Consider the following 15497-nt stretch of genomic DNA (forward strand, 5'->3'; position numbering starts at 1 on the left):
GTTCCGCCCGACACGACATACGGCACGAGCCGTACGGACGTGCGAGGTCAGCGCGAGGCGAGCCGGGCGGGGTCTTTGGGACGTTCGATGAACGCCTCGCTCAGGCGAGTGCGCAGCCAGACCGTCGCCTCGTCGGGAGGCATCGGTTTGGCCAGCCACCAGCCCTGTCCCGCGTGGCAGCCCATCTCGTGCAGTTGGGCCGCGACCTCCGACGACTCGACCCCCTCGGCGACCGAGTGCAGCCCGAGGGAGCGGACCAGATCGATGATCGACTGGACGATGCGCTCGTCGTCGGCCGATTCGCCGACCCGCCGGATGAACGACGCGTCGATCTTCACCTCCGAGACCGGCAGCCGCTGCAGGCGCACCAGGGAGGAGTAACCGGTGCCGAAGTCGTCGAGCGCGAGCTGAACGCCGAGCTTGGCCAGCGTGTGTACCGCGTCCGCCGTGTAGGCCTGATCGGTCATCAGGATGCGTTCGGTCACCTCGAGCCGGATCGCCGCCGGCGGCAGGCCGAACTCGCTCAGACCGGCTTCCAACTGCTCGGGGAGGCTGGAGTCGAGCAGGTCGCGCGCCGACACGTTGACCGAGATCGGCACCTCGATGCCGTCGCGCCACCACCGGTCCGCCTGCTCCAGCGCCCGTTGGATGACGTACCGGGTGATTTCGCGCATCAGGTAGGACTGCTCGGCGAGCGGGATGAAATCAGCCGGAGAAACCAGGCCGCGCGCCGGATGCCACCAGCGCAGCAGCGCCTCCATGCTCTCGACCCGCCCGTCGGCCAGGCTCACCTTGGGCTGGTAGTGGAGAGCCAGTTCCCCGCCGTCGAGTGCCTGGCGCAGGTCGCCCAGCAGGCTGAGCCGCTCGGGCGAGTTGCGGTCCTTGTCCGGCAGATAGAACTCCACACCGGTACGGCCCTCCTTGGCCAGGTACATCGCCACGTCGGAACGTTGCAGCAGCAGTTCGAAGTCCGGCGCGTGATCGGGGTAGAGGGCGATGCCGACCGAGGCGTCGATGTCGAAGGTCATTCCCTCCAGGCGCACCGGTTCCGTCAGCGCCACCCGCAGCCGCGAGGCGACCTCCTTCGCCGCATGGGCGTCCCTGATGGAGGGCAGCAGCACGGCGAACTCGTCGCCGCCGAGCCGGGCCACCACGTCGCCCGGCCGCACGCTGTGGGTGAGGCGGTGCGCCACGATCTGGAGCAGGCGGTCGCCCACCGGGTGGCCGAGCGTGTCGTTGACCTCCTTGAACCTGTCCAGATCAAGCAGCAGCAGGCCGACCCTCTCGTCTTGTCCGGCCTCGGCCAGCGCCTCCTCCGTGCGCAGGATCAGCATCTTCCGGTTGGGCAGGCTGGTGAGACCGTCGTGGGTGGCCTGGTGATCGCGGCGCAGCGAGAGCGTGGTGGTGAAGTAGATGGCGATCAGCGGCGCGATGAACAGGGGGATCAGGGCCGGCGAGTGCTCCATCACGACGGCTACGAGCGGCGCGAGACCGAGCAGCGCGCCGTATCCGAGGGACTGCGGGCCGATCGAGGACCGGATCACCCGGCCGACCGGCCTGCGCTCGTGCAGCGCCACGGCGCCGCACACGAGCCAGCCGCGGACCATGAAGTACGCCAGACCCGCCAGCACGATCGCGGGGATGCCGGCGCCGTCGGGAACCCACGGCGAGCCGGGGCTCGGGTGGATGCCGAACGCGCCCAGCACCACGGCGGCCGCGGTGCACGCCAGCGTCACCATGGCGAGGTTGAACAGGATGCGGTGCCAGGCCCTGTGATGCGCCAACCCGGTGACGATCACCGCCACGGCCTGCATCAGCGCCGCCGTCGGAAGGTCGTAGTGCATGAGCGCGGCGAAGGTGAACATCGTCGAGGTGGGGGTGCCCCCGACCAGGGATGCGGAGGAGTTGACCATGACCGGCCGCAGCTCGCCCAGCACGACGAGCACCAGGACCAGCCACAGCAGCGGCGTCCGGGCGACCTCCACCAGTCCGCCGAGGCCGGGCCTCACCTGCGCGATCACCAGCGCCAGGATGCCCGCCGCGGTGACCACGGTGAGGTAGGCCCACAGAGGAGAACCCGGGCGTGGACCCGTGTCCCGGGTGTCCAGCGGGCCCGGATTCGGACTCGCGATCCCGCCGATCTCGGGCACGGGCCGGAGACTACGCGGGAAAGCGGCAAACGGCAGAAGACTGCGAGATTGCGTCATGAGTAAGAAACCCCCCAAGAGGTCACTATGGGAGGGTACGGCCTCTGGGCCACTTCGCGAAACCGGTTGCGTACCGTCCGTTACCGGAGATTTCGGGAGATGCGCCCTCATGGGCCGTCCAGCGATCGGGCAGAGCTGAAAGTTTCAGGCCCACGACAAGACCGGCGGATCCAACGTCACCGTCACCAACCCGAGCTATCGAACAGCTCGACGACAAGGGGCTCCGAGCCCGGTCGCGGCCGCATCACGTTCGCCGGGCTGACCGGCTACTGGGTCCTCCGCCTGGACAGCCAGATACGGGTGCCCAACCGCATCGTGCTGGACGACGGGCCCTTCATTCACCCGTTGCTGGAACTGCTCGACGAAGGACTGCCGACCGGCGTCATCCTGGTCTCGGCTCAGGACGCGACGTGCTCAGCGAGGCGGTCGGCATCGGCGCCCTCCTGCGGTGGTGAGCACTCCTCAGCCGATCGGCAGGCCGGTGTAGTTCTCCGCCAGTTCGGTGGCGGCCGCCGTACTGGTCGCGATGCGATCGAGCTGGGAGAGCTGCAGCCGGGTGTCGAACGGCGACTGGGCCGGATCGGTATGCAGCGTCGTCGTCATGAAGTAGGAGAAGTGCTCGGCCCGCCAGGCCCGCCGCAGACAGGTGGCCGAGTAGGCGTCGAGCAGTTCCGCCGACCCGGTCGCGTGCAGGTGGGCGAAGGCCCTGGCGAGGACGACGACGTCGCTGAACGCGAGGTTCAGGCCCTTGGCCCCCGTCGGCGGCACGATGTGCGCGGCGTCACCGGCCAGGAAGACCCGGCCGTGCCGCATCGGCTCGGCGACGAAGCTGCGCATCGGCAGCACGGACTTGGCGGTGATCGGGCCGCGTTCCAGCTTCCAGTCGCCGTCGACCGCGAACCTGGCGTCGAGCTCGTCCCAGATCCGCTCGTCGGGCCACTGCGCCGGGTCCGTGCCGTTCGGGACCTGGAGGTAGATGCGGCTCACCGTGGTGGAGCGCATGCTGTGCAGCGCGAAGCCCCGCTCGGAGTGCGCGTAGATCAGCTCATCGCATGACGGCGGCACGTCGGCCATGATGCCGAGCCACGAGTACGGATAAGTCCGCTCATAGGTGGCGAGATCCGGCATGGCGGCCCGGGTGATGCCGTGGAAGCCGTCGCAGCCGATCACATAGTCACAGGTGAGCGTACGCTCACCGCCCTCGTGGGTGAAGTGGACGGCAGGTCGATCGGTATCGATGCCGGTCACCGCCCGGGCCTGCGCCTCGAACAGCAGCGGGCCGCCCCCCTGCCGGAACTGCAGGGCGATCAGGTCCTTGACGACCTCGGTCTGCGCGTAGACCATCACGCGCCGACCACCGGTGAGCGAGGGGAAGTCGATCCGGTGCGAGCGGCGGTCGAAGCGCAGCTCGATGCCGTCGTGGACGAGACCCTCCCGGTCCATCCGCTCCCCCGCGCCGCACTCGCGCAGCACGTCGACCGCGCCCTGCTCCAGGATGCCGGCACGCTGGCGCTGCTCGACGTAGGCCCGGTCGCGGCTCTCCAGTACGACGCTGTCGATGCCGGCGAGGTGCAGCAGCCGGGCGAGGAGCAGCCCGGCCGGGCCGCCGCCGATGATGCCGACAGTGGTGTGCATCAGCCTTCCCTTTCTTCGCTCAGAATCCGGTCGGCGACCGCGAACGCCGAGTTGGCGGCGGGAACCCCGCAGTAGACGGCCGTCTGGAGCAGGACCTCCCTGATCTCCTCGGGCGTGAGACCGTTCCGCAGCGCGGCCCGCACGTGCAGGCCGAGCTCGTCGTGGTGGCCGCGCGCCACCAGGGCCGTCAACGTGATGCAGCTGCGGGTCCGGCGGCTCAGTCCGGGGCGGGTCCAGATCTCCCCCCAGGCATAGCGGGTGATGAAGTCCTGGAAGGGCGCGGTGAAGTCGGTGGTGCCCGCGACGGCCCGGTCCACGTGCCGGTCCCCCAGCACCGCCCGCCGTACGGCCATGCCCGCGGCGTGCCGGGAGGCGTCGTCGCGGGGAGGCGCTTCAGCGGCGGCGGACGCGAGATGTTCGAGCATGGCGGCGAGCACCGGCGCCGGGCGCTCGACGTTGGCGAGGTGCGCGGCGCGGGCGACCTCGACGAGCGACGCGCCGGGGATGCCGTCGGCCAGTTCGCGGGCGTGTGCCGGCGTGGTCGCGGGGTCGTCCCGCCCCGCGACCACAAGGGTGGGTACGGCGATGCGCGCCAGGTCACCGCGCAGGTCGTAGGAGGCGAGCGCGTCACAGCCGGCGGCGTAACCGGCGGGGTCGGCCGCGCGCAGATCGTCCAGCAGCGCCGCCGCGCGGGACCCCGGAAAGCTCGGAAAGCCCGGAGTGAACCATCGGGTGGCGCTCATGTCGACGAGCGGGGCCGTGCCCTCGGCCCGGACCAGGGCCGCCCGCTCGTGCCAGGCCGGGGGCTCGCCGAAGCGCGCCGACGAGCAGACCATGGCGAGCGAGGCGACGCGCTCGGGGTGATGTAGGGCGAGCCAGGCGCCGACCCCGCCGCCGACCGAGATCCCCGCGTAGTCGAAGCGATCGACGCCGAGGGAGTCGGCCAGCGCGAGCACGAGCCGCCCCAGATCGGCGATCGTGGTCGCACCCGGGGTGGTGTCCACCACGTCCGCCGGTGATCCGCCGTGTCCGGGCAGGTCCCAGCGGATCACCCGCCGGTCCCGGGCCAGCGCGGGCACCTGGGGGTCCCACACGGCCAGGGACGTCCCCATCGAGGGGCCCAGCAGTAGCGGCAGGTAACGGTCCTCGGGCGAGGGCCCGTCGACCCGGTGGTGAAGCATGCCCGTCATCGTCTCTCCTCAATGCCCAGTGGGAGCGCCCGGTGCGAGGCCCGGTGCGAGGTCCAGCGCGCGGTCCACAAGAATGCCTGCCAGACCCGTGTACCCCGCCGGATCGGTCAGTTCGCGCAGCCTCTCCTCGCCGAAGGCCGCCGCCACGGCCGGATCGGCCAGGAGCGCCGCCACCAGCCCGGCCCCGCCATGTTCCGCCCGCGTCTGTACGGCCCGTGGTCGTACGGCACGTGTTTGTACAGCACGTGTTTGTACAGCACGGGCGGCCGCCTTGACCGCCCGCGCTGCGTGTTCCCGGCCGATCTCGGCCGCGAGGGCGGCGCTGAGCCGCTCCGAGACGATCAGGCCCCCGGTGAGGTCGAGGTTGTCGCCCATCCGCCGCGGATGCGCCCGAAGCCCCTCGGCGAGTTCCGCGGCGGTCGCCGCGGAGCCGCCGACCAGGCGCAGCGCCTCCCGCATCGGCTGCCACTCGGCGTGCCAGGCCCCCGGCGGGCGCTCGTCCTCGGCCGCGAGTGATCCGTACAGCACGGCGGCCAGGGCCGGGACCTGCCGGGCGGCCGAGGCGATCAGTGCCGACGCGACCGGGTTGGCCTTCTGCGGCATGGCGGAGGACCCGCCGCCGATGTTCTCAGAGACCTCGCCGATCTCGGTGCGCGACAGCACGAGCACGTCGGCGGCGAGCTTGCCCAGCGCGCCGGAGCCGAAGGCCAGCGCCCCGGCGAGGTCGGCGACGGGCGTGCGCAGCGTGTGCCACGGCAGCGCCGGCTCGGCCAGTCCGGTCTCCGCCGCGTACGCCGCGAGCAGCCGCAGCACGCTCTCCGGACGCCACTCCTGGAGGGCGTACTCCTGGGATGCGTACTCTTGGAAGGCGGCCAGCGTGCCGGCGGCACCCCCGAGTTGGGCGGGCAGCGCGGCCCGGGCGGCGGCCAGGCGGTCGCGGGCAGCCGTCACGAGGCTCCGCCAACCGGCCGCTTTCAGGCCGAACGTGGTCGGCACCGCGTGCTGGGTGAGGGTCCGGCCGGGCATCGGAGTGTCGCGGTGTTCGACGGCCATGCGGGCGAGGGCGCCAGCCGTACGGTCCAGGTCGGTCAGGATCGGCTCCAGCGCCCGCGCCGCGACGAGCATCGCGGCCGTGTCCCAGATGTCCTGGCTGGTGGCCCCCCGGTGGACGTACGGCGCGGCCTCGGGGTCGTGCTCGGCCACGGCCGCGGTCAGATCGGCGACCAGCGGGATCACCGGGTTGCCTCCGGAACGGGCCCGCAGCGCCAGGTCGCGGACGTCGAACCGGGACGTCTGCCCGGCCGCGGCGGTGACGGCCGCCGCGGCGGCGGACGGGGCGAGCCCCAGCGCGGCCTGTGCCCGGGTCAGCGCGGCCTCGGCGTCGAGCATGCCCCGGACGAACGCCGCGTCACCGGTGAGCGCCTCGACCCGCGAACCGGCCACGATCGGAGTGAGCAGCCCGACATCCTGTCCGTCAGCCGGATGCCGGTCACTCGAAGGCAAGGAAGACCGTCTCCTCGTGGACCCCGTCGGCCTGGAGCCGTACGTCGAAGCGGTAGACGCGCTCGTGCTCGGGCACGGCGAGCAGGGTGGCCCGGCGGTGCGGCGGCAGCGAGGCCAGCAGCGGCTCGCCGTCGACGTCGGTCAGCTCGGGCAGGTAGGCCCGGGTGAACAGGTGGTGCAGCAGGCCGCGTGCGAAGACGCAGACCGAGATGTACGGCACGCCGCCCGGCGGAAGCGTGCGCAGCAGATAGTGGCCGTCGGCGTCGGCGGCGACCCGGCCGAACCCGGTGAAGGCGAGGCCGTCGCGTCCGATCACCGCGCCGGTGACCGGGTCACGGCGCAGGGAGCCCGGTGCGCCCGCGCGTGACCCGTCGGGAGCGGGCTGCCAGAACTCCAGCAGCGCGTCCGGGATGGGCGCGCCGGCCCCGTCGTGCACCGTGCCGTGCAGGGTGATCGTGTCCGGGTGCCCGGCGGGGGCGACGTCGCCGCCTCCGGCGAACGGCAGGGCGTACCCGTAGAACGGACCGACGGTCTGGGACGCCGTGGGCGGCGGGCTCGTGCTCATCGGCCCTCCTCCGTCCAGGTCGCGGCCGGGCCGTCCAGGACGATGTCCCAGCGGTAGCCGAGCGACCACTCATGGGTGGACAGGTTGTGATCGTAGTCGGCGACGAGGCGACGGCGCGCGGAATCGTCGGTCACCGCCTGCATGATGGGATCGAAGTCGAACAACGGGTCCCCCGGGAAGTACATCTGGGTGACCAGTCGCTGGGCGAAGGCCGTGCCGAACAGGGAGAAGTGGATGTGCGCGGGCCGCCAGGCGTTGTGGTGATTGCGCCATGGATAGGGGCCGGGCTTGATCGTGACGAAGGAGTAACGCCCGTCGTCGTCGGTGAGGCACCGTCCGACGCCGGTGAAGTTCGGGTCGAGCGGGGCGGGGTGCTGGTCGCGCTGGTGGGCGTACCGCCCGGAGGCGTTGGCCTGCCAGATCTCGACGAGCTGGCCGCGCACCGGGCGGCCGGCCCGGTCGAGCACCCGACCGGTGACAAGCATCCGCTCGCCCAGGGGCTCACCGAGGTGCCGGCGGGTGAGGTCGTTGTCGATCTCGGTCACGTCGGTGACGCCGAAGACCGGGCCGGTCAGCTCGGCCGCCTCGGGATCGCGCGGCACGACGAGAGCATGCTTGGGGTGGCGCAGCACGCTGCTGCGGTAGGGCGGATAGTCGCGTTCTGGGTGATCGCGCCGCGGCCCGCCCTCCGCCACGGCCTTGCCGTACGCGTCACGGATCTCGGCGATCTCCGCGCTGATGGTCTGCTGCGTTTCGAGTCCCGGTGGCTGTGGTGGCGTTCCGGGCGGGTTCGTCATGGTCGTCTCCCTTTCGAGACCGTGGTATCTCGCATGACTGTGTCATCTCTCGAAGCCGCGGCATCATCCTCAGGTCGTGCATGGCTCGGTCAGGCGGCCTTCAGCGCGCGGAGCGCGGCCAGTTCGGCATCGGCCGGCGGCGCGGTGACGGCCACGTCGGCGACGGTCTTCAGCGGCCAGCCGGTCGCGGCGCGGGCCTGGTCGACGGTGGCGCCGGGGTGCAGGTCGGTCAGCACCAACTCGGCGGTCTCCGGGTCGGGGCGCATGACGCCGAGGTCGGTGATGACCGCGACCGGGCCGCGTCCGCGCAGGCCGAGACGCCCGCGGTCGACAGGTCCGCCGCCGTGGCCGACCGAGGTGACGAAGTCGAGCCGGTCGACGAAGTTGCGGGTGGAGTGGCGCAGCACGATGAGCACCTCGCCGCAGTCCGCCGCGATCTCCGGCGCACCGCCCGCGCCGGGCAGCCGTCCCGGCGGCCGGTCCGGGCCGCGGTCGACGAGCGTGGTGTTGATGTTGGCGAAGCGGTCGACCTGGGCCGCGCCGAGGAAGCCGACGTCGATCCGCCCGGCCTGCAGCCAGTAGTTGAACATCTCGGGCACCGACACGACGGCGTCGGCCGTGTCGGCGAGCTCGCCGTCCCCGATGGACAGCGGCAGCCTGGTCGGCTTGGCGCCCAGCGCTCCGGACTCGTAGATCAGGACGAGATCCGGGCGGACGGTCCGGCGGGCGAGATTCGCGGCGGCACTGGGCAGGCCGATGCCGACGAAGCAGGTCTTCCGCACGCCGGCCAGCGCCCTGGCCGCGTTGACGGTCATCAGCTCGTCGGAGGTCCAGTCGCTCATCGGGCCGCCGCTCCCGTCAGGACGTGCTCGCGGATCCAGGCGGTGAACTTCTCACGATCACGCGCGATCGGGTCCCACGCCTGGTAGAAGTCGTTGTCCCGGACCGAATACCCGGCGGCGTACGACGGGTGGGCCCCGCCCGGCACCTGCGCGACGGCCGTCACCACCCAGCCGGGCAGGACGACCCCGCCGGGGCTCGGGGTGAGCTCGTCAACGATCTCCTCGACCGTGACCAGCACCCGCCGGGCCGCCAGCGCGGCCTCCTTCTGCACCCCGGTCAGCCCCCAGAGTTGCACGTTGCCCTCGCGGTCGGCCTGCTGGGCGTGGATGACGGTGACGTCCGGGTTGATCGCTTTCACGGCCGCCAGTTCCTCGCCGGTGAAGGGGCAGGTCACCGTGGCCACGGTGTCGGTGCGGCTCGTCAGGTCGGTGCCGCGGTAACCGCGCAGCACCGCGAACGGCAGACCGGAGGCGCCGGCGACGTAGCGGTTGGCCATCCCGGCGTGACTGTGCTCGTCCAGCTCCAGCGGGCGCGGCCAGCCGTTCTCGACGGCGTCACGGAAGCGGTGCAGCGAGCCGACCCCGGGGTTGCCGCCCCAGGAGAAGATCAGCTTCTTCACCAGACCGGCGCCGATGAGCTGGTCGTAGATCACATCGGGGGTCATCCGTACCAGCGTGAGGTCGGTGATGCCCTGGCGGATGATCTCGTGGGCGGCGGCGAACGGGATGAGGTGGGTGAAGCCCTCCATGGCGACGCAGTCGCCGTCGTGGATCAGCTCCGCCACCGCCTCGGGCAGGGTGCGGATGTCAGCCATTTCCGTCGTCGTCTCTCATCCTCATGCCGTACTCGTCTTCACACGTGGTCCCGCACGACCCGGCGGAGGCCGAGATCGGGTATTTGTTCGCCTGACGAACTCTAGTTCACTATTGTCCTGGCTAAGTTTTGTCCACCACCGGGCAGGTGTCAACGGCCGCACGTGGTGGGAGCGGGTACGGCGCGGCCGCGGGGAGAGACCACGATGACAGAGGCGACGACCGGCGAGGCCCTGCCGGCGGGCGATCCGCCGAAGGAGGCGGTCGGCCCGCTGGTCCGCGGACTCGCCGTGATCCGGCGGCTCTCCCTCGCCGGGGGGCGCCGCACCGTGAGCGACCTGACCCGGGACGCCGGCCTCGCCCGATCGACCGTCGACCGGGTGCTCGGCACGCTCGTCCGGCTCGGCTACGTGCGGCCGGCCGGCCGCGACGCGGTGCTCGCCCTGGCGCTGATGGAGCTCGGCAACGCCTATCTGGCCGCCTCCCGGCTTCCCGGACTGCTCGGGCCGTACGCCGACCGGCTCGCCGACGAGCTCGATGAGTCGGTATCGCTCGCCGTTCCGGACGCCGACGGTGTCCGCTTCGTCCACCAGGCGCCGCGGCGGCGCAGGATGACGGCGGTTTTCCGTGTCGGCGACCTGCTCCCCGCCGAGTGCGCCGCCCCGGGGGCGCTGTTCGCGGCCGGCTGGTCCCCCGCCGACTGGGAGAGGTGGCGCACCCGGGTGGCCTCGGACCCCGGCTACGCCGGTTTCCCCGTGCTGCCCTCCGACCACGACGGCGGTCTCGGCGCGGACTCGTTCGAAGATCGGGTCGTCCGGGCGCGGCAGGAGGGTTGGTCGATCGACGACCAGCTGATCGAGCCCGGGCTGGTCGCGGTAGCCGTACCGGTATGTGACGCCACCGGCCGCGTGCTCTGCGCGGCGAGCGTGGTCAGCCATACGAGCAGGCACGACACCGCGTCGCTGCGCGACGCGATGCTGCCGAGGTTGCGCGAGACGGCCGCGGCGATGGAGCACGCGCTCACCACTCCCCCCGCTCCCGGACCGGTGGGTACCGCACGAGCCTGTGTATCTGACAGCGGCTCAGAGTTCGTCGAATCCCTCGCCCGGGGCCTTGCCGTGCTCACCGGATTCACGACCGCGGGGATGTCGCTCTCCGCCCTGGCCGAGGCCACCGGGCTGCCCCGGGCGACCGTACGGCGAGCACTCATCACGCTGACCCACCTGGGTTATGTGGCCGCCGAGGGCAGGGTGTTCCGGCTGACGCCGCGCGTGCTCGACCTCGGGTACGCCTGCCTGGCCCGGCTGACGCTGCCCCAGATCGCCCAGCCGCACCTGACCTGGCTGGCCGGCGAGGTGCGTGACTCGGCGTCGATGGCCATCCTGGCCGGGGACGACATCCGGTACGTCGCGCGGGTGCCCACCGAGCGGATCATGAGCGTGGACATCACGGTGGGCACCCGCTTCCCCGCGTACGCGACGTCGATGGGCCGGGTCCTGCTGGCCGGGCTGGGCGAAGCCGACCGTGCCGCCTACCTGGCCCGTGCCGACCCGCGCCCGCTCACCCGCCACACGGTCACGTCGCCGGTACCGCTCGCCGAGCTGCTCGACCAGGTCAGGCGGGACGGGTACGCCCTGGTGGACCAGGAACTGGAGGAGGGGCTGCGGTCCATCGCCGTCCCGGTGCGCGACCGCGCCGGCGAGGTCGTCGCGGCCGTCAACGTGTCCACACACGCCCACCGGCAGACCGCCGAGCGGACCCGCGAGGCCGTACTGCCCCCGCTCCGGGAGGCCGCCGCCCGCATCGAGCACGACCTCCACATCGCCACCCGCTTCGCCCGCATCCCCACGGCCTGACTACTCCGGGCCACGCTGATCGCCACGGCGTCGTCGTTGTCACCAGAGAAGCGGTCCCGAGGCATTGCCGGCGTCACGCTGCTCACTGCGGCCTCCGCCGCACTCACTGTCAGGCGAGCGGCCCAGGCCTACTCGTACCGCGGGGAGATCCCTTGAACGGCGTCGGCGAGAGCGGCCAGGCCGTCCTCCTCGCGCTTGCGTTCGTGACCGATCCATTCCTTTCCCTCGGCGGCAACGCCTTCGAGAACGTGCAGGGTGTTTCCGAGCCCGGCGGCATCGAGCGTCACCCGTGACACGGATCGCTCGTCCTCCCCCGGTTCGGCGACGGCCTGGAGAGCCTCGATCATCTTGACCTTGATCGGTTCGCCGTTGACAAGGGTGAGCTCGAATGATCTGCCCCCGTCGTCGGCCTCGGTGGCATGGACCGCCGCGATGGCGTCGTAGCGATAGTTGATCCTCCCCTTGTCATGGAAGCTCGCCTCGACGAAGTCGAGGTCGGCGGTCATCTGCCGTACGCCGTCCGCGGTGAGCAGGAAGATCAGGAGACTGTATCTCGTATACCGCCAGGGTCCCTTGCTGACCCGCGCCCGCTTGTAGGACTTGCCGGGCGCCTCGATGAAGGCATGGGCGACGACATCGCTCGGCTTCAGTTTGTAGTGCCCCATCGCCTCCTCCATCAACGCCTTGCGGTCGCAGTCCAGCCAGTGAGCCATCTCAAGATCGGACGGTCTGTCCGCGAGCTTGGCGGTCCATCGTTCGAAGGCCGCCTCGCGACCGGCCAGGGATCGCCGAGCGTCCTCCTGTTCTGCGGCGAATCTCCTGTGCTCCAGGACGATGCGCAACCAGCCCAGGGCGGCGACCCGGCCGGCCGCCGCGACGATGACCGCGGCGACCACGGCGTGAAAAGGCTGGACCTGCAGAGCGGCCCAGATCATCGTCGCTCCGCCCGCGGTTGACGCGGCGACCCCGAGCACGAACAGGCCCTTCGTGGACGGCGCGACCCGGAGCCGGTCGCGATAATCCCACAGCGTGCCCCTCTCCCAGCGCTGTCTCACGTCGCTGACGAGATATCTGACGAGCCACGCGACCTTTTCGGCGTCGGTCCTGCTCTCGCGGTAGATGTCGACCACCTCATCGCGCAGCGTCCGGCGGATCCCGGCCGTGTGAGCCAGCCACTGCGCCCTTTCCGTGTTCCGCGGGACGTACCTCGCGAAATAATGGTCGAACTGCCGGTCGATCTTGCCTGCGAAGCCCCGTTGCGCGGCGGCGGGCTTCGGGCCGACGGCCAGATAATCCCGATCCTTGTCCCGGCGACGTTCGACCAGAAACCGCCACTCCACGCCGTTTCGCCAGCACACGTAGCAGCCGACGCCGAAGAGCAGCAGGGCGGGGAGCGTCGACAGCCAAGCGTGTTGCCATGCCAGGACCCCGACGAAGCAGACGGCGGCCAGTGACAGCGCGGAGGCCCCGATCAACCGGCCCCAGTCGCCGATCGTGGCCGCCTCCGGATTCGGCCGCCGTACCCGCGCCCCGGCGGGACTGGGCTGGAAGAACTTCCAGATCCGGTCCAGGCGCCGCTGATCGCACCGGTCTTTCCGCGCCGACTCGAACGCTCGCGCCCACAGATCGTCCTGAATGGAACCGTTCAGGAACATCTCGAGATTCTGCTGGATCTCGTCCCGTTGGACCTGGCCCAGTCGGTTGAGCTCCGCTTCGACGGTGGCGGGAACGACGTCGCCTTTCTGCAGAGACGTCAGAAGACAACTGATCACGCCGATCGCTTCGGTCCACTCGTCGGTGCCGCCGACGATCCGCCCCTGAGCGACGCGCAACATGGCCAGGTCTTCCTTCGGCACCTGCCGCAACGTACGGCCGCTCAGCAGGGCGAGCAGCAGATAGAAACACGAACGGCTCGTGACGTAGCCGTCAGCGACCGCTTCGCCTATGTGCTCCCTCGCCTTGGCGGGCACCCCACCGCGCAGAAAACGGAGGCCCACCTCGAATTTCCGCTCAGGCGAGTCACCGGGGAAGATTTCGTAGAAGTTGACGGCGTGCACGGTCTGCGCCTGGACACCGACGGTGGCCGAGCCGTCCGCGATGTTCGTCGTGCTCCCACCCGGAGCATTCACGAGACGCCTCGGACCGCGGCGATGACGGCCGCCACCTTCGCCGCCAGATCGGCCACGTCCACCAGCAGACCGCGTAGCTTCTTGAGGGCGATCATCGCCCGGCTCTTGCCCTGTTCCGTGCTCGCCGCCAGGGATTCGGAGACGACCGCGAGCTCCTCCTGCGCCGCGGTGAAGGTCTCCTCGTCCACTTCTCCCGCCGTCCGAGCCTTTCTGAGTCGGGCGTGAAGGTCCGCGAGCCGCGCCGCCGGATCGAGGCCGGACTCCGGCGATCGTCCGATCGAAACATCGCCATGGATGTGCCCGGCCTGCACGCCCACCCAGGCGTTGCCGCCGGCGACATTCCTGATGTCTCCACCCATCGGCTCGTCCTCCGCCCTTCCCGTCCTGTCGGCAGGCCGACCATGATGTGGTTCCCGAGCGAGTTCCTCGGCCAGTGCCGTGGCGAACGCCGCCGCGTTCACCACCGCTCTCCGCTGCCAGTCCGCGCCGTCGGTGGCCGCTTTGGTGCCGTCCGCCCGGTCGCTCACGCCGCGGACGATGACCACCGGCAGCGACCTGTTCAGGTGGGCGGCCTGCGCTGCCCCGGCCGCCTCCATCTCGATCGCGAGCGCGTCGTTGTAGGTCCGCCGAACCCACTGAGCGTGCGCGGAGATCGCCGAATCCTGCACGACCTCGCCGGCCGCGATCGGTCCGAAGCGGACGTTCGGAGCGGGTACGCCATCGGGGAGGCGGCGCTTCCAGGTGCCGTCGCGATAGAGGTGACGGGCGATCTGATCCGACTCGTGCGAGATCTCCCAGACCCGAGGACGCGCCTTGAGTCCGTCGTCCTCGCTGGTGCCGCCGTGATAGGCGTAGACGTGGGTCGCCACCACCACGTCGCCCAAGCCGACTTGGGGCCACAGGGCACCGGCGACCCCCACGAACAGCAGAGCGAACGGATCGAACTCGGCGATGGCCCGCTCGGCGAGCACCGCCGCCGGATGGTTTCCCTTGCCGACCAGCCCAAGGACGGCCGGACACCCGCCATTGGCGAGTCGGCCGACCTCGAAACGGGTACCGGCGCGGTGGCGATGCGGCCGCACGTCGGTCAGGTGCTCCCTCACGGCCTGGTACTCAAGGTCCAGCGCCGTGAGAAACACGATGGGACGCTCCTTGCTCATGGGTTTGCGCCTCCTTCGGACATGATCTGAGCTGTACGGCCGTCTTTACGGCCATCAGGCCCCCTCGTCCACGGCCTGCGCCGAACGGACCATCGGGGGATAGAGCTCCTGAACCGGGCCGGCCTTGAACAGCCGGGCGGGTCGGCCGCCCTCCGTCCGCCGCATGGGACCGGCCGCGACGATGAAGCCACGCGCGCTCTGGACCTTGCGGTAGAAGTTCCGGGGGTCCAGCCGGATCCCCCACACCGCCTCGTAGACCTGCTGGAGTTCCGAGATGGTGAAGGTCTCGCCGCAGAAGGCCGTCGCGAGTGCCGAATGCTCCAGCTTCACCCGCGCCCGTTCGACGCCGTCCGCGAGAATCCGCCGATGGTCGAACGCCAACTCCACGTTTGAGGACATGGCGTGCTCCACCGGCCGCCAACTGGCCTCCGCCGCGTCGGTGCCGGCGACGGGCTCCGGCAGACGCGGCGCGATCGCCAGATAGGCGACCGACACCACACGCCCGCGAGGATCACGCCCCGGTTCTCCGTACACCCCCAGCGGCTCCAGATGCGGCACGTCGGCCAGGCCCGCCTCCTCGAACAACTCCCTGTGCGCCGCCGCGACGATGTCCTCCTCCTGATCGCGGAGAAAACCTCCCGGCAGGGCCAAGGCGCCGCGAAAAGGCTCGACACCACGTTCGATGAGCAGCACATGCAGACGGGAGCCACGCAGAGTCAAGATCACTAGGTCGACCGCGAGCAGAACCCGCGGGGCCTCCCATCGATCGTCGTCCATGCGCACACGCTAGCTTCTTGTCA

Annotated in this window: 12 protein-coding genes; 1 reads left to right on the forward strand and 11 read right to left on the reverse strand. The window is 70.9% G+C overall.

Annotation, left to right across the window (positions count from 1 at the left end; all coding sequences use genetic code 11):
- Window positions 1-47: 47 nt before the first annotated feature.
- The 8 genes from ACFHYQ_RS09490 to ACFHYQ_RS09525 all read right to left on the reverse strand — a co-directional run bounded on the left by ACFHYQ_RS09490 (window position 48) and on the right by ACFHYQ_RS09525 (window position 9554).
- Entirely contained in the window at window positions 48-2207 is a 2160-nt protein-coding gene (locus ACFHYQ_RS09490; protein ID WP_394300726.1) for a putative bifunctional diguanylate cyclase/phosphodiesterase, read from the reverse strand.
- Window positions 2208-2669: 462 nt separating this feature from the next.
- Window positions 2670-3842: a 4-hydroxybenzoate 3-monooxygenase gene (locus tag ACFHYQ_RS09495; RefSeq protein ID WP_394300727.1), complete on the reverse strand. Its 1173-nt coding sequence runs from the start codon at window positions 3840-3842 to the stop codon at window positions 2670-2672.
- Window positions 3842-5032: a bifunctional 3-oxoadipate enol-lactonase/4-carboxymuconolactone decarboxylase PcaDC gene (pcaDC, locus tag ACFHYQ_RS09500; RefSeq protein WP_394300728.1), complete on the reverse strand. Its 1191-nt coding sequence runs from the start codon at window positions 5030-5032 to the stop codon at window positions 3842-3844. The genes ACFHYQ_RS09495 and pcaDC overlap by 1 nt, the downstream gene beginning before the upstream one ends.
- Window positions 5033-5041: 9 nt before the next feature.
- Window positions 5042-6535 carry a 3-carboxy-cis,cis-muconate cycloisomerase gene (gene pcaB, locus ACFHYQ_RS09505; protein WP_394300729.1) on the reverse strand — a complete coding sequence of 498 codons (1494 nt, stop codon included), beginning with the start codon at window positions 6533-6535 and terminating at the stop codon, window positions 5042-5044.
- Entirely contained in the window at window positions 6522-7100 is a 579-nt protein-coding gene (gene pcaG, locus ACFHYQ_RS09510; RefSeq protein ID WP_394300730.1) for a protocatechuate 3,4-dioxygenase subunit alpha, read from the reverse strand. Before pcaG ends, pcaB begins: the two co-directional genes overlap by 14 nt.
- A complete protein-coding gene (pcaH, locus tag ACFHYQ_RS09515) occupies window positions 7097-7897 on the reverse strand; it encodes a protocatechuate 3,4-dioxygenase subunit beta (protein WP_394300731.1) in 801 nt (266 codons plus the stop codon). The genes pcaG and pcaH overlap by 4 nt, the downstream gene beginning before the upstream one ends.
- 89 nt (window positions 7898-7986) lie before the next feature.
- Entirely contained in the window at window positions 7987-8739 is a 753-nt protein-coding gene (locus tag ACFHYQ_RS09520) for a CoA-transferase subunit beta (RefSeq protein WP_394300732.1), read from the reverse strand.
- Entirely contained in the window at window positions 8736-9554 is an 819-nt protein-coding gene (locus tag ACFHYQ_RS09525; protein WP_394300733.1) for a CoA transferase subunit A, read from the reverse strand. Before ACFHYQ_RS09525 ends, ACFHYQ_RS09520 begins: the two co-directional genes overlap by 4 nt.
- Before the next feature lie 204 nt (window positions 9555-9758).
- On the opposite strand from ACFHYQ_RS09525, the gene ACFHYQ_RS09530 reads away from it, so the two are divergent.
- Complete coding sequence (locus ACFHYQ_RS09530; RefSeq protein ID WP_394300734.1) at window positions 9759-11408, forward strand: IclR family transcriptional regulator domain-containing protein; 1650 nt, start codon at window positions 9759-9761, stop codon at window positions 11406-11408.
- 128 nt (window positions 11409-11536) lie between these two features.
- Here the strand turns inward: ACFHYQ_RS09530 and ACFHYQ_RS09535 are convergent, their stop codons facing one another.
- From ACFHYQ_RS09535 to ACFHYQ_RS09545, 3 genes are read right to left on the reverse strand one after another with little or no spacing between them, the layout of a single operon-like run.
- Window positions 11537-13537, reverse strand: a complete 2001-nt coding sequence (locus ACFHYQ_RS09535) for a hypothetical protein (RefSeq protein ID WP_394300735.1) — start codon at window positions 13535-13537, stop codon at window positions 11537-11539.
- Window positions 13534-14697, reverse strand: coding sequence for a 5'-methylthioadenosine/S-adenosylhomocysteine nucleosidase family protein (locus tag ACFHYQ_RS09540; protein ID WP_394300736.1), 1164 nt, complete (start codon window positions 14695-14697; stop codon window positions 13534-13536). Before ACFHYQ_RS09540 ends, ACFHYQ_RS09535 begins: the two co-directional genes overlap by 4 nt.
- 54 nt (window positions 14698-14751) lie before the next feature.
- The gene (locus tag ACFHYQ_RS09545; protein WP_394300737.1) at window positions 14752-15474 is read right to left on the reverse strand and encodes an NUDIX hydrolase; all 723 of its coding nucleotides are present in this window, start codon (window positions 15472-15474) and stop codon (window positions 14752-14754) included.
- Between the last annotated feature and the right edge of the window lie 23 nt (window positions 15475-15497).

Origin of the sequence: Sphaerimonospora cavernae (genome assembly GCF_042435035.1) — a bacterium.
Taxonomy (GTDB): Bacteria; Actinomycetota; Actinomycetes; order Streptosporangiales; family Streptosporangiaceae; genus Sphaerimonospora; species Sphaerimonospora cavernae.

What these genes read in the sequence shown, in the direction of transcription:
- ACFHYQ_RS09490 (WP_394300726.1), bottom strand. Translation starts at nt 2,207, where the DNA reads ATGACGCAATCTCGCAGTCTTCTGCCGTTTGCCGCTTTCCCGCGTAGT.
- ACFHYQ_RS09495 (WP_394300727.1), bottom strand. Translation starts at nt 3,842, where the DNA reads ATGCACACCACTGTCGGCATCATCGGCGGCGGCCCGGCCGGGCTGCTC.
- pcaDC (WP_394300728.1), bottom strand. Translation starts at nt 5,032, where the DNA reads ATGACGGGCATGCTTCACCACCGGGTCGACGGGCCCTCGCCCGAGGAC.
- pcaG (WP_394300730.1), bottom strand. Translation starts at nt 7,100, where the DNA reads ATGAGCACGAGCCCGCCGCCCACGGCGTCCCAGACCGTCGGTCCGTTC.
- pcaH (WP_394300731.1), bottom strand. Translation starts at nt 7,897, where the DNA reads ATGACGAACCCGCCCGGAACGCCACCACAGCCACCGGGACTCGAAACG.
- ACFHYQ_RS09520 (WP_394300732.1), bottom strand. Translation starts at nt 8,739, where the DNA reads ATGAGCGACTGGACCTCCGACGAGCTGATGACCGTCAACGCGGCCAGG.
- ACFHYQ_RS09525 (WP_394300733.1), bottom strand. Translation starts at nt 9,554, where the DNA reads ATGGCTGACATCCGCACCCTGCCCGAGGCGGTGGCGGAGCTGATCCAC.
- ACFHYQ_RS09530 (WP_394300734.1), top strand. Translation starts at nt 9,759, where the DNA reads ATGACAGAGGCGACGACCGGCGAGGCCCTGCCGGCGGGCGATCCGCCG.
- ACFHYQ_RS09540 (WP_394300736.1), bottom strand. Translation starts at nt 14,697, where the DNA reads ATGAGCAAGGAGCGTCCCATCGTGTTTCTCACGGCGCTGGACCTTGAG.
- ACFHYQ_RS09545 (WP_394300737.1), bottom strand. Translation starts at nt 15,474, where the DNA reads ATGGACGACGATCGATGGGAGGCCCCGCGGGTTCTGCTCGCGGTCGAC.